11 protein-coding genes are annotated in these 13,663 nt (G+C 42.4%); all 11 read left to right on the forward strand.

Annotation, left to right across the window (positions count from 1 at the left end):
- Positions 1-9: 9 nt before the first annotated feature.
- From tssJ to UF05_RS13835, 11 genes are read left to right on the forward strand one after another with little or no spacing between them, the layout of a single operon-like run.
- Positions 10-465: a type VI secretion system lipoprotein TssJ gene (tssJ, locus tag UF05_RS13785; RefSeq protein WP_005463795.1), complete on the forward strand. Its 456-nt coding sequence runs from the start codon at positions 10-12 to the stop codon at positions 463-465.
- A gap of 21 nt (positions 466-486) precedes the next feature.
- A complete protein-coding gene (gene tssK / locus UF05_RS13790; protein WP_017447471.1) occupies positions 487-1,812 on the forward strand; it encodes a type VI secretion system baseplate subunit TssK in 1,326 nt (441 codons plus the stop codon).
- Positions 1,813-1,823: 11 nt separating this feature from the next.
- Positions 1,824-3,116, forward strand: a complete 1,293-nt coding sequence (gene tssL, locus UF05_RS13795) for a type VI secretion system protein TssL, long form (RefSeq protein WP_020842215.1) — start codon at positions 1,824-1,826, stop codon at positions 3,114-3,116.
- A 15-nt stretch (positions 3,117-3,131) separates the two neighbouring features.
- Positions 3,132-6,650 carry a type VI secretion system membrane subunit TssM gene (tssM, locus tag UF05_RS13800; protein WP_045545369.1) on the forward strand — a complete coding sequence of 1,173 codons (3,519 nt, stop codon included), beginning with the start codon at positions 3,132-3,134 and terminating at the stop codon, positions 6,648-6,650.
- The gene (tagF, locus tag UF05_RS13805) at positions 6,632-7,327 is read left to right on the forward strand and encodes a type VI secretion system-associated protein TagF (RefSeq protein ID WP_025817543.1); all 696 of its coding nucleotides are present in this window, start codon (positions 6,632-6,634) and stop codon (positions 7,325-7,327) included. Before tssM ends, tagF begins: the two co-directional genes overlap by 19 nt.
- A gap of 10 nt (positions 7,328-7,337) precedes the next feature.
- On the forward strand, positions 7,338-8,126 hold the full coding sequence (locus tag UF05_RS13810; protein WP_005463805.1) for a PP2C family protein-serine/threonine phosphatase: 789 nt from the start codon (positions 7,338-7,340) through the stop codon (positions 8,124-8,126).
- Positions 8,123-9,244 carry a type VI secretion system protein TssA gene (gene tssA, locus UF05_RS13815; protein WP_031851146.1) on the forward strand — a complete coding sequence of 374 codons (1,122 nt, stop codon included), beginning with the start codon at positions 8,123-8,125 and terminating at the stop codon, positions 9,242-9,244. Before UF05_RS13810 ends, tssA begins: the two co-directional genes overlap by 4 nt.
- 15 nt (positions 9,245-9,259) lie before the next feature.
- Entirely contained in the window at positions 9,260-9,790 is a 531-nt protein-coding gene (gene tssB / locus UF05_RS13820) for a type VI secretion system contractile sheath small subunit (protein WP_005463809.1), read from the forward strand.
- Positions 9,790-11,283 (forward strand): type VI secretion system contractile sheath large subunit, encoded by a 1,494-nt coding sequence (gene tssC, locus UF05_RS13825; RefSeq protein ID WP_045545370.1) that lies wholly within the window; start codon positions 9,790-9,792, stop codon positions 11,281-11,283. Before tssB ends, tssC (UF05_RS13825) begins: the two co-directional genes overlap by 1 nt.
- 55 nt (positions 11,284-11,338) lie before the next feature.
- Entirely contained in the window at positions 11,339-12,850 is a 1,512-nt protein-coding gene (gene tssC, locus UF05_RS13830) for a type VI secretion system contractile sheath large subunit (RefSeq protein ID WP_045545371.1), read from the forward strand.
- Positions 12,851-12,860: 10 nt separating this feature from the next.
- Positions 12,861-13,658 (forward strand): type VI secretion system accessory protein TagJ, encoded by a 798-nt coding sequence (locus tag UF05_RS13835; protein ID WP_005463815.1) that lies wholly within the window; start codon positions 12,861-12,863, stop codon positions 13,656-13,658.
- Positions 13,659-13,663: the final 5 nt, after the last annotated feature.

Here is a 13,663-nt window from a genome sequence, read left to right on the forward strand (position 1 = left end):
GGTGGGATTGTGAAACAAATTTATAAATCATTTTTGTTATTTATATTTTTAGTATTAATGGGATGCTCCGCCGCTAATTTAGTGGTCGACCCATATGCGGATTTAGAAATAACGGCAAATCATAATATCAACCCTGACTCGAATGGAAGACCATCACCAGTTGTTGTATATGTATTTGAACTTACATCAAATACACTGTTTGAGAGCCAAGATTTTTTCTCTATTTATGAGGAGCATGAAAAAGTACTCGGTCCAGACTTGGTGAATAAATATGAAATATCTTTGACACCAGGCCAAAAAGAAATCTACCAAGCTAGTATGTCTCCTAAAACAGAATATTTGGGTATCGTAGCCGCGTTTCGCGATATTGAGAATTCAAATTGGCGACAAGTCATTAAAGTAGATAAGACGGGTTACAACACTTATCAAATCTCGTTAGAAGATCTGTCTTTGGTCGTACAATAACGTTTAGTTGGCTAATTATAAATGATGCAATACTCCAAGACGGCTTGGTGCGAGGGGATGTTTCTGCGTCCCCAGCATTTTCAACAGCACGAACGCGCAATATCTAATGAATATAAAGGCTTACACAGTTTAGGTGGCTCATATAACTGGGGCGTTTGGAATTGCCGTGTAAAAGAACATGCCTTAAAAACAGGCTTGATTGAACTTGATAATCTTCAAGCAATTCTTCCTGATATGACGCTGATAGACTTTTCAGCAACGACAAGTTTTCTGTCTCCTTTAAAGGTAAAAAAAGGGACGGAAAATACCTTAGTGAAGGTGATCGTTCCACTCTCAAAAGTCAGCAGTAAAATGATCGCGGATCCAAGTGAAACAACGGTTTCTCGGTATTTACTTCAAGATCTAGACGTTATTGATAACCTGACGGGCCAAGATGAAGAAACGATTCAAGTGGCCTCATTAAATATCGAGCTGAAATCAAGCAATGAGCAGTTAACAGGTTATATAGAGCTACCAATCCTTAAGATTAAAGAAGTTTCTACGGAAGGAGAGGTCATTCTTGATGACTCTTACGTACCGCCACTTCTAAACTTGTTAAATGACAAGGTGATGACGGGGTATCTACGTAATGCAATGGCAATGACCAAGATACGCGCAGATGTTATCGCTCAACGACTTGTTAAAGGAAAAGCGGCTTCAGCATCTGCGGTAGATTTCATAATGCTGCAAATGTTGAATCGATATGAAGCCATATTGAAGCATTTTAGTGAGCTGGAGAAAGTACACCCCTTAGAGCTTGCGACAACCTTTAAAGGCTACATAGGCGAGTTGGCAACGTTTTCTCACACCACCAAGCGCTTACCTAATCTCAAAGCTTACGATCACCTTGAAGTTGCAAGTGTGTTTGCTGAACTTAATCAAGTCCTTAGTCAGTACTTGAGTGTCGTTCTTGATCAGACTGCAAGTAAGTTGCCACTAGAAGTACGCCAGTACGGTATTCAAGTGACACCACTTCCAGATAAGCGACTATTGGAATCATGTCAGTTTGTATTGGCGATTAAAGCGGACACAACAACGGATGAGATTAGACGCTTAGTCCCTGCGCAATTGAAGCTTGGTCCGGCAGAGCAGATTAGAGATCTAATCAACAACCAGATTAATGGAATTAACGTAGCTCCTTTAAGTGTCGTGCCACGACAGATTCCATATCAAACGGGGTATGTTTATTTTGAGGTCGTTAAGAAGGGGCCATTCTGGATGCGACTTAAAGACAGCGGTGGTATTGCACTGCATTTATCTGGTCATTTCCCAAATCCGGACATAGAGCTTTGGAGCATTAATCAATAAAAGTGGTAAGTATGGAACAGACGATAGTAAAACCTACTCCTGGCGGAAGAGCGGCTGTATCTAAAGCTCAGCCTCAAAGATCAGCAGACAGTACTGTTGTGATATCCAAAAGCCCTGAGTTGGTTAACAACGATTCAGTTGTTGCTTATGGAGATAATCCATTATTGGCAGAAGCTAATGGTCTACTTTCGATTATTGGACAAATCAGAGCAACAGCTACTCATTCCGATCCTTTGTTTCTTAAAGAAACGCTCGCGCAAAAACTTAGGGATTATGAGAATCGTCTGCGTCAACATGATGTTGACTTGGAAACCATTGATACCGCACGTTATTGTCTGTGCTGTTCTTTAGACGAAGCAGTATTGAATACCAATTGGGGGAGTCAATCGTTTTGGACACATGATTCTCTGTTGAGTTCTTTTTACGCGAGCAGCCAAGGTGGAGAGGCTTTTTTTAAGCATCTAGATAGCTGTTTGGCTCATCCGGAATCCCACCTAGATTTACTAGAGCTAATGTACGTATGCTTATCTTTGGGTTTTATAGGTCAGTATCGTTTAGAAAAAAATGGGCTTGAAGCTCACCGTAGATTGAGAAAACAAGTTGTATCAGTGCTTAAGTCACATGGTCGCGGAGTACAGCAAGAGCTTAGTAACAAAGTAGAACAACATATATTGGCAGGTGCTCAGGTTTCGGAACGTGCTCCTCTATGGGTGGTTTGTTCGGTAACTTCCGCACTGCTTGTTTGTATTTTTATGTACTTCAGCTACGAGTTGAACAAAGCTTCCAACCAAACTTTTGCTCAATTGGTAAACCTGATTCAACCAACCCCAGCAGTTAGTAATCCTATGGTTGAGTCAAAGTCAGCACCTATTGCCGAAAGAATATCTATGTATTTGGCAACGGAGATTGGCAAGGATCTTGTCACTGTGGAAGCGTTGCAAGATAGAGTTCGTATTTCTCTTAAAGCTCAAGACCTATTTGAATCCGGTAGTGCGAGCGTTGTGGCTTACATACAGCCAGTTATTTCTAAAGTTGCACGCACCTTAGAAGCGACACAAGGGAAGATCATAATTACCGGGCATACCGATGACCGTCCGATATTTACCAGCAAGTACCCATCCAATTGGCACTTGTCTTTAGCTCGGGCAACTTCTCTTTCCGAACAGTTAATCTCCAACAGTGCACTTAAAGGAAGAGTGATTCCTGAAGGGTTGGGTGATGCGAGACCTTTGGTAGAAAATGATAGTGAAAAGAACCGAGCAATGAATCGTCGAATTGAAATCGATCTTATTGTGGGCAACTAACGGTTGGGCAAGGAAATGAGTATTAAAGAAATAGGCAGAGTATTTACCCAAAGATGGTTTCTTGGTTTAGTCGGTGTAGCCGCGTGCTCCATTTTTATTTGGGTTGTGGGTCCTCTGATCACGGTTGCAGGTTACGAGCCGCTTAAAAGTGATTTTCAACGTTTAGTTACGATCTTAGTGATTGTTTTTGCTTGGGCGCTTATCAACTTAACAAAGCAGCACAAACAGAAAGTTAGAGAAGACGAAAGTATTCAGACGTTGCTTGAAGTAGACAGTCAATCAGACAAAGAAGCCGCCAGTGAAATTGACGTAATGCGCGATCGTATAGAGCAAGCGATCAAAGTTGTGACAAAAACGCATAAAGGAAAGCGTAGTTTGTACGATTTACCTTGGTACGTTCTGATTGGTCCTCCTGGAACAGGTAAAACCACGGTTCTAAAGCAATCTGGCTTGGAATTTCCGTTAACTGAGAGCTTAGGAGCTGACTCTATAGCTGGTGTAGGTGGAACACGTCACTGTGATTGGTGGTTTGCTAATAAAGCAGTACTTATTGATACAGCAGGACGTTACACCACGCAAGATAGTCAAGAAAAGGTTGACTCTAAAGCTTGGCACGGTTTCTTAGGGTTGCTTAAGAAATACCGCACTCAAAGGCCTATCAATGGCGCTATCGTAACAGTCAGCCTAGCAAGTGTGATGTCTCAAACTCGTACGGAGCGTAGCTTACATGCCAGATCAATAAAATCTCGCCTTCAGGAACTCAAAAATCAGTTGGGTATGCAATTCCCAATCTATGTTCTGCTGACGAAAATGGATCTGGTTGCTGGCTTTAATGAATTTTTTGCTGATTTAAGTAAAGAAGAGCGTGAGGAACTTTTTGGATTTATGTTCCCACGAGAAGTTGATGACGAACGTGGTGTTATTTCTCTATTCAATAAAGAGTTTCACGGCATGTTGGAGCGGCTCGATGCGCGCATGTTACGTATATTAGAAACTGAAGATGACTTAGAAAAGCGCACGCTAATATTCGAATTTCCAAAACAGCTGCGAGTTTTACAAGCAAACTTAGATGAGTTTTTGTCTGAGATATTTGCGCAGAACACGTTTGAAGAGCCAGCCCTTATTCGCGGTGTTTTCTTGCTTAGCTCTGTACAAGAAGGCATTCCTGTTGATCGACTGATGAGTGAATCAACTAATGGATTGGGACTAGGGAGGTTGCCTTTAGCGACAAACGTTAACAGTTCGCATAGCTATTTTGTTAAAAATCTTTTTGAGCGAGTCATCTTTAAAGAGCAATTACTAGGTACCGTTAACCGCCACTATCAAAAGCAATCTGGATGGATGCGTACGGGCATATACGTGGGTTGTGCTGGTGTTCTTGTTGGTGCTTCTGCCCTTTGGTTCCTGAGTTATCAATGGAATTCAAAGTTAATTGTCGATACCAATAACCAAGCAAATCATATTGAAGCGATGATAGGTGCAGAGAGCCTTGATTTTGAATCGGACGTTATCAGTGCTGTAGACACGTTAGACAAGATCATGATGTTGCCACTAGGGAAAAATAGTGAATATGGTCATTCTGATGCAGTGAAAAAGTTTGGTCTGTATCAAGGTGACAAAGTTTCTCAAGCAGCAAATAACGCGTATTCAGATGCTCTTTCTCAACACTTTGCTACTCTGCTGTCAGAGAGTTTGCTCTCGGAAATGGAAGCGAATAAGCAGCATCGTGAATACTTATACGAGACGTTAAAGACGTATTTAATGTTGTTTAATCCGGAAAAGTATCAACAAGAAGAGGTAATTACTTGGTTCAACTTCTACTTTGAACGTCAGTATCCAGGAGAGTTAAACAAAGAGCTACGTGAGCGTTTGCTAGTGCATACTAAAAACTTACTAGAGAACGACGAGAAAGGCTTCTCAATGAATGCGACTGCTATTAGTGCAGCACGAGAAGTTCTAACGCAAATGTCACTTCCAGAGCGTGCATATCAGCGTATGAAGATGCAGTTTGCTAAAAGTCACGTTCCGTCTTTCCGTTTAACAGACGTGTTAGGACCTAAAGGTTTAGAACAATTTGAGCGAGCAAGTGGAAAACCTCTATCGCAAGGTATTTCCGGTTTTTATACCTACAACGGTTTTCACAGCATTTTCCAAATTCAGATTAATCGCACCGTCAAAGGATTGATGGAAGAAAACTGGGTGTATGGGGATGATCTTAAAGCTCATGAAATTGATCATGATAGTGCTATTCAGGGGGTTCAAGCCCGCTATTATCAAGATTATGTCAATGAGTGGAAAACTCTGATAGAGGATGTTCAGCTTAAACAAGCTCCGAGTTTGGCTTTAGCAACAGAGCAATCAAGAGTTTTATCCGGTGTAGAAAGACCAATTGAATCACTTCTGCGTGCAATACAAAAGGAAGTGGGGTTATCGAAAGTAACGTTATCGGAAAATCAAAAGGCAGCAACGGAAGTCGCAGGAAAGGTTGCAAAAGTGAAGTTTTCTAATACGGCAGACAAACTCGATATGTATTTGCCTGAAGAGAATGGATTTAATGTTGCTCTACCAGGTAAAGAAGTTGAATCCCATTTCACCGAAATCTTACGACTTAGTGAACAAGACTTTGATGATATTCAGCAAGCGATGGTGAATTTGCGTTCGTACTTATCTGATTTGTCTAGCTCAGGGAACAATCAAAAAATTGCTTACAAAAGCATATTGGATGGAACGGTAACTCAGGATGTTGCTGCCTCCTTTGCTAGAGCAAAAGATCTCTTACCAAAACCGTTTAATCAATGGTTGGGAGAGTTGTCACAGGAATCGGTTAAGTTTGCAGAAAGCGGCTCTAAAGATCATCTAAATCAACTTTGGGTGACTAATGTAGTGCGTCCTTATCAGCGGACTATAGCAGGTAGATACCCATTTGAACCTAATGCAACGAAGGAAGTTCGTCTAAAGGACTTTCAACGATTCTTCGGGTACGGTGGTACGTTGGACTCGTTCTTCCAAGAATATCTGGAGCCGTTTGTTGACACGTCTAAGAGTCGTTGGAGACTAGAAAAAGAAATCGGTGTAAGGCCCGAGACGCTTGCGGTTTTTCAAAGGGCAAAACGCATTAGACAATCGTTCTTTGAATCAGATAACTCGCTACGAGTCGAGTTTGGTATGAAACCCGTATATCTAGATCAACACATTACTCGATTTGTGCTAGAGCTAGGTGATCAAGACTTGGTTTATAAGCACGGTCCTGCGAGATCGAAGGAACTTCGCTGGCCATCGGGTCAAGATCAGACACGTATTGTGTTTACACCGCCCGAATCAAAACGAGAAATTGCTCATACCTATGAAGGGGAATGGGGCATTTTCAAACTATTGGACCAATCACTCAAGGCTCGACCAGAGTCCCGCAACGACAACATTGTCATGATCGATTTGAAGGGGAACAAGGTTCAGCTTGAGTTGATTCCATCTAGTGCAATCAATCCATTTTGGTCTAATGAGATGGAGAGGTTCAGATGTCCGCAAACCTTGTAACGCCTGAGTGGGGCTACATCGGAAAAATGCCGGCTAAAGGTGACTTTGTTAAGGACGGTATTTCTCCTGAATTTGCAAACCGTTGGCACGACTGGCAGCAAGCTGTTATTGCAGTGAGTAAAGAGCAACTGGGTGACACTTGGAACGATTATTTTTTAACTGCACCAGTTTGGCACTTTGCACTGGATGTGAGTTACATGGACGATGCTACGTATATCGGCAGCATGATTCCAAGTGTAGATGCATGCGGTCGCTACTTCTTTTTTACTGTTGTTCGAGCGGTAAAAGGCAAAGCAGCACAGTATTGGGCACAAAGTGGCTGGACTGAAGATAGCCAGACTCTAGCGCTGTCAGTGTTAGACGATGAATTTGTATTTGATGTATGGCACCGAAGCATGCAGGAAAAGTGTGAGCTTGTTTCTGAAGTATCGATATGCAATGAAGAAATGGCGCTTTTGTACCAAAGCCCGATCTCAACAGTGTTTAGCTTTTCAACTGAAGCAAAGCAAAACACGTTGTTAAATCATCTAATTGAGAGTCAACAGAGAAAACCATGCTTCTGGTGGACAGAAGGCTCTACTCATATTGAATCATGTATGTTTGTTAGCACTGGGTTGCCATCTATTGGCCAATTCTCTGCAATGTTAGATGGTCGTTGGCAAAAGTGGAGTTGGTAGGAAGCAAAGAATGAACTGGAATTATTTTACTTTTGCTAAAACTCATGCAGGTAAAGTTCGTCCTTATAATGAGGATGCGTTACTGGATATGACTGAACAGCATATATGGGTTGTTGCTGACGGCATGGGCGGTCATAGCGCTGGCGATATCGCGAGTCAAATGCTGGTCGACAGAATTGCACGCCATATGCAAGATGTGCCAAACACCAATATAGATGATATTCGCGCAGCAGTGCAGCAAGCGAATTTTGAGATCTATCAATATGCTCAAATGAACTTAGATGGAAAGACAATGGGCACAACATTGGTGCTGTTGTTTATTCAGGATGGTTATTACCACTGCCTATGGGTTGGTGATAGCCGTATTTATCAACTAAGAAACGGCACTTTTGTACAAAAAACTCGTGACCATAGCCAAGTGATGGAGTTAGTTGAGCAAGGCTTGTTGGCATTTGAAGACGCAGAGTCCCATCCATTAGCCAATGTAATTACCCGAGCTGTTGGGGTTGATGAGATGGTGACGATAGACCAAGTATCGGGACAGCTTGCGGATGGTGACCAGTTCTTGTTGTGCAGTGATGGACTTTCCAAGGAACTAAGCTGTGATGAAATGCATAAAACTCTATGTGCAGATTCAGTTAACCAAGCTGGTTTGGCATTGATGCACTCTGCTCTGGTGCGTGGCGCTAGTGATAACGTGACGTGTGCGCTCATTAAAGTGCGTCAAGAACCTAGTGAGTTTGACTCCGCTAGGCGAGATGATGCGACTATTCCTGTGTTTTTGAGGGGGAGAGTATGAGTAACACGATGTTTGATTGGTATGAGCAAGTCCTTGCACCAATTTCGGAAGACAATCCGACTGGCATTGATCCAAGAGAGGATGTCTCTCCTCAGTCTGCTTATTATCGACTTAAAGATCAGCGAATGGTGGCAAGAAACGCAGAGCGAAACGCCATCATCGAAGAAGAAAGTATTCATACACATAACAACTTATGGCGCGTTTTTGTTGAAGAAGTACCAGAAGTTCTCGCTACACAATCAAAAGATTTTGAGTTTGTTGCCTGGCTAATAGAAGCATTAACTCGGCTTTATGGTTTTAGAGGCATGGGCGTAGGCTACAAAATTGCTAGCGCGTTTGTTGAGTCATATTGGGATGAGTTGCACCCAATGCCTGATGAAGACGGCATAGAAACGCGGATTTCTGCCATCACTGGACTTAATGGTATTGATAGTGAGGGAACGCTGATCTTTCCTCTTGCCTCGATTCCATTGACGGATATGGGTATAGAGCAAGCTTATGCATATTGGGAATACCAACAAGCCATTGAACTCGAGCGCTTGGATGAAGACAAGCGAAGAGTGCGAGTAGATCAAGGCGCAATTGAATTGTCGCGTATTACTGACACGGTGAAATCAACGTCAGATGAGTTTTACCAGTCTCTGATTGCAGATCTCGAGTTCGCTACAGGTGCTTTTAATGAGTTCAGTCAGCGACTTGATGACGCTGTAGGGGATGTAACGCCTAGCTCATATATTTCAAAAAGAATTGAATCAATACACGCGGCACTTAAGCACTTGTTGGGTAATCGTTTTAAGGATAAGGCTGAGGTCTCCATTTCTGACGAAAATGATGGTGAAGAGTTGGAAGAAGCGAGTCAACAAGCAGTTACTCACCACTCATCTGCGTTATTAGTTACAAACATGCAATCTCGAGAACAAGCTATTCAACAGTTGCAACATGTGGCGGACTTTTTTAGAGAAAGCGAGCCTCACTCACCAGTTTCTTACTCCATCGAACAAATTATTCGTTGGTGTGGAATGCCTCTGCCTGAATTACTGGCGGAACTAATCTCCGACGGAGACGCAAAACGAAGCTACTTCCGTTTGGTTGGCATAGCAGAACAAAATGAAAATTAATAAAGGGAGAATGGTATGACGAGTATCCACTCGAAACTTTCACGAGTACGGAAGCCTCGTGTTCACATTACCTACGATGTTGAAACCGAAGGAACAACTTTGAAAAAAGAGCTTCCTTTTGTGGTGGGTGTTATGGGCGACTTTGCAGGCCAAAATACCGAAGCATTGAAACCATTAAAGGATCGCCGTTTCATTCAAATCGATCGTGATAACTTCGATGATGTACTTAAAAAGATGAGTCCATCGGTTAAGTTCAAAGTCGCAAACAAGTTAGCAAATGACGATTCTGAATTTGCGGTTGAACTGAGCTTTAAATCGATGCAAGACTTTGAACCAGCAGCGATTGTCAATCAAGTAGAACCATTGCGTCAGCTGATGGAAACTCGTAACAAACTGCGAGACTTGATGACTAAAGTCGACCGTTCGGAAGAACTTGAAAACATCCTAGAAGAAGTTCTCAACAATACAGACAATTTGGCAAAACTAGCTGGTGAGCTAGATCTTGGCAAAAAAGCGCCATCAGAAAGTACTGAGGGAGCAGAATAATGACGACTCAAGTTGAAAAACAACTCGATCCTGCGGTGGGTGAACAAACCACTTCATTTCTTGAACAGGCTATTGGTGCGACGAAACAAACAGAAGCATCGAGAGCAGAAGAGCTGATCAAGACACTGACTGAAGAAGCGATGAAGGGGACGGTTTCTTGGAATAAAAACCTAACCGTAACTTTCCGTGAAGCGATTAATTTGCTTGATAGACAGATTTCAGAGCAGCTTTCTGAAGTTATGCACCATCCTGAGCTACAAAAGTTAGAAGGCTCATGGCGTGGGCTGAATTACTTAGTCATGAATTCAGAAACAAGTTCTACGCTGAAAATTCGCATGATCAGCATCACGAAGAAAGAGCTTCATAAAGACTTAAGTAAAGCGGTTGAATTCGATCAAAGTCAAATCTTTAAAAAAGTGTACGAATCTGAATTTGGTAGCGCTGGTGGTGAACCGTATGGTGCTTTAATTGGTGACTACGAGTTTACAAACCATCCAGAAGATATTGAGTCTTTGCGTTTAATGTCGAATGTTGCTGCTTCGGGTTTCTCACCATTCTTGTCTGCTGCTTCTCCTGCGCTATTTGGTTTTGATGAGTGGACAGAACTATCTAAACCGCGCGATTTAGATAAAGTCTTTGAGTCGTTGGAATATGCGCAATGGCGCTCTTTCCGTGAAAGTGCAGATTCTCGTTTTGTAAGCTTAACGATGCCTAAAGTATTAGCTCGCTTACCATACGGCCAAGCTACGTCTCCTGTAGAAGCGTTTGGCTTTGAAGAATTTGATGTGGATCCTGTGTCGGGTATCGCCGTTAATGCTGATCACAATGATTATTGTTGGATGAACTCATCGTACGTGCTTGGCGTCAAACTGACGGATGCATTTTCTAAGTATGGTTTCTGTACTGCTATTCGTGGCGCAGAGGGTGGTGGGCGAGTTGATAACCTACCAACACACTTCTTCATGAGTGATGATGGTGACCCAGATATGAAGTGCCCAACGGAAATTGGCATTACAGACCGCCGTGAAGCGGAATTGGGTAAACTGGGTTTCTTACCGTTGTGTCACTACAAAAATACAAACTATGCCGTGTTCTTTGGTGCTCAAACTTGTCAAAAACCAGCAAATCATGAATCTCCAGAAGTGGCAGCAAACGCGGCAATTTCAGCAAGACTTCCTTACATGATGGCAACCTCTCGTTTTGCACATTATTTGAAAGTAATGGCTCGAGACAAGATCGGTAGCTTTATGGAAGCAGAAGACGTTGAATCTTGGTTGAACCGTTGGATTCTTGGCTATGTGAATGCTTCTGAAGGTGGCGGTCAAGAAATTCGTGCGAAATACCCTCTTGCCGACGCTCGCGTACAAGTTAAGGAAATTCCAGGTTCTCCTGGTTCTTACAACGCGGTTGCTTGGCTCAAGCCATGGCTTCAAATGGAAGAGCTAACCACGTCTTTAAGACTCGTTGCCAAAATTCCTCAGTCGGGTGGCTAAATAGAGTTAATGGCTGGTCACTTCGACCAGCCATTAAGCCAAGCTTATGGTAGTTATGACGAAAATAGATGCATTGAACTTTCTAGACCCAGAGGAACTCACACACGAGTTTACACCGATGGGCCTGGCTGAGTTTGACAGTCATTGGTTGACTCAATTTGTTGAATGTTCAGATTCAATACTTGCGGCACAAATTTGGTTGGAAGGCACGCAATCTAAAGATTTTGCGAGTTTTCGACATAGCATTGTGAGCACGATTAATTCCATTGACACACTATTACAGAAGCAGCTTAATGAGATCATTCATCATCCAGATTTTCAGAAATTAGAGTGCAGTTGGGTAGGCGTTCGATATTTATGTGAACAAGTTGATAAACCATCGTCTGACTCAGTAAAAATTAAAGTTCTATCTGCAACATGGAATGAAGTAAGTAAAGATGCGCTCAAGGCTATCGAGTTCGATCAGTCTGCCTTGTTTAAATTACTCTATCAAAATGAATATGGAATGGCTGGAGGAGAACCCTTTGGTGTGGTTGTTGGTGATTATCAATTACGTTATGACCCGAGAACAAATTATTTTGATAGAGATATCTCTGTGCTAAGCAAGATATCTCAGTCTGCTGCTGCGGCATTTAGTCCATTTGTAATGTCAGCGTCTCCTGAAATATTCGGTGTGAACACATTTGCCGAACTTTCGTCGACTCGAGACGTTGCTGCGCAATTTGAACAAATTGATTATGTCAAATGGAGACAGTTGCGAGATAACGATGATACCAAGTTTATTGGCTTAACCGCTCCTAACGTTCTTTTTCGACAACCCTACAAAAGTGATGGTTCTCGAAACGATCAATTTGAATTTCAAGAGAATATTGACGATTCAAATAACGATTTATTGTGGGGAAGTGGAGCCTTCTGTTTTGCTGCTGTTTCGATAAGAGCATTCCAAGAGCACGGTTGGTTTACTCATATGCGAGGAATAAAGCAGGGGGATTATAGTCAAGGAATTATTGTTGCTCCTACAAGAAACAAAACGCGCATTAATGGCAAAAATGACAGAGATAGATGCCCTTTAAATCTAAAAGTCTCTGAGCGTAAAGAGCAAGAACTGTCTGATTGTGGATTCATTCCGATTTCACCAGTTCCTGAAACAGACATGGTCGGCATGACTTCCAATGTTTCGTTGCATAAGCCAAAACTATACGAAGAGAAGCATGTTGCGACCAATGCAAAACTCACCTCAATGCTCCAATACACGATGTGTGTATCGCGTATAGCACACTACGTCAAAGTTATGGGGCGAGACAAGATAGGTGGTTATCAGGACGCGGCATCGCTCGAGAGGGAGTTTCAAACTTGGTTACATCAATATACAACGGCTTCAGACGAAGCTTCGGATGAACTCAGAGCTAAGTACCCATTGAACGAAGCGAAGATCAAAGTTAGAGAGAAACGCGATACGCCAGGGCACTTCTACTCGGTGATACATTTACGCCCTCATTTTCAGCTCGACCAAATGGTCTCAAGTATCAAATTAATTACGGAATTATCACCAGAACATTTGGTGTAAGGAAAGAAAGATGACTCAGTGGAAAAATGCCTTATCTGAAGGGCAGTTGCAACAAGCTTTAGAATTACTAATCGAAGCGATAAAGGCATCTCCAAAAGATGCCAGTTTGAGAAGCTCTTTTATTGAACTGCTTTGTATTGATGGTGATTTTGAGCGAGCTGATGAGCAACTGATGCAGTCTATTAAACTGTTTCCTGAATATCTTCCAGGCGCTAGCCAGTTAAGACATCTGGTTAAAGCTGCTCAAGCGCGAAAGGATTTCGCTCAAGGTGCGGCAACCGCGAAGGTATTGGGTGAGAACGAAGAACTAACTAAGTCATTGGTTAGCTTCAACTTATCAATGGTGAGTCAAGATTATGAACAAGTTTCTGAACTTGCTCTTCAAATCGAAGAACTGAGACAAGAAAAAGGCTTTTTAGCTAATGATACTTCGTTCTCAGACGTGCGGGATATTGATGATCGTTTAGGTGGTTACATTGAGCTGTTTTCTACCGCAGGCAACTACTTCCTCGTCCCTATTGCTAGCATCAACACTTTAGAAATCAAATCTGCTACCTCTTTGCTAGAAAGTGTTTGGCGCCCCGTTGAGTTTGACATTGACGGTTTAGGTGAAGGTGAAGGCCATATGCCGATGACTTACGTGGATTCAGAAAGTGATGCTCAGAAACTAGGTCGTGAAACGGACTGGAAACAAATAGCTGACAAAGAAGTTTATTTAGGTTTAGGTCTGAAGTGTTGGCTTGTCGGTGAAATGGCGCTGCCGATTTCTGACTTACAAAATCTACAAGTAATAAAAGAGTTGGCGTAAGAGCA

The sequence above is a fragment of the Vibrio sp. S457-15 genome, assembly GCF_000960545.1.
Lineage (GTDB): Bacteria > Pseudomonadota > Gammaproteobacteria > Enterobacterales > Vibrionaceae > Vibrio > Vibrio parahaemolyticus.

What these genes read in the sequence shown, in the direction of transcription:
- tssK (WP_017447471.1), top strand. Translation starts at nt 487, where the DNA reads ATGATGCAATACTCCAAGACGGCTTGGTGCGAGGGGATGTTTCTGCGT.
- tssL (WP_020842215.1), top strand. Translation starts at nt 1,824, where the DNA reads ATGGAACAGACGATAGTAAAACCTACTCCTGGCGGAAGAGCGGCTGTA.
- tssM (WP_045545369.1), top strand. Translation starts at nt 3,132, where the DNA reads ATGAGTATTAAAGAAATAGGCAGAGTATTTACCCAAAGATGGTTTCTT.
- tagF (WP_025817543.1), top strand. Translation starts at nt 6,632, where the DNA reads ATGTCCGCAAACCTTGTAACGCCTGAGTGGGGCTACATCGGAAAAATG.
- UF05_RS13810 (WP_005463805.1), top strand. Translation starts at nt 7,338, where the DNA reads ATGAACTGGAATTATTTTACTTTTGCTAAAACTCATGCAGGTAAAGTT.
- tssA (WP_031851146.1), top strand. Translation starts at nt 8,123, where the DNA reads ATGAGTAACACGATGTTTGATTGGTATGAGCAAGTCCTTGCACCAATT.
- tssB (WP_005463809.1), top strand. Translation starts at nt 9,260, where the DNA reads ATGACGAGTATCCACTCGAAACTTTCACGAGTACGGAAGCCTCGTGTT.
- tssC (WP_045545370.1), top strand. Translation starts at nt 9,790, where the DNA reads ATGACGACTCAAGTTGAAAAACAACTCGATCCTGCGGTGGGTGAACAA.
- tssC (WP_045545371.1), top strand. Translation starts at nt 11,339, where the DNA reads ATGACGAAAATAGATGCATTGAACTTTCTAGACCCAGAGGAACTCACA.
- UF05_RS13835 (WP_005463815.1), top strand. Translation starts at nt 12,861, where the DNA reads ATGACTCAGTGGAAAAATGCCTTATCTGAAGGGCAGTTGCAACAAGCT.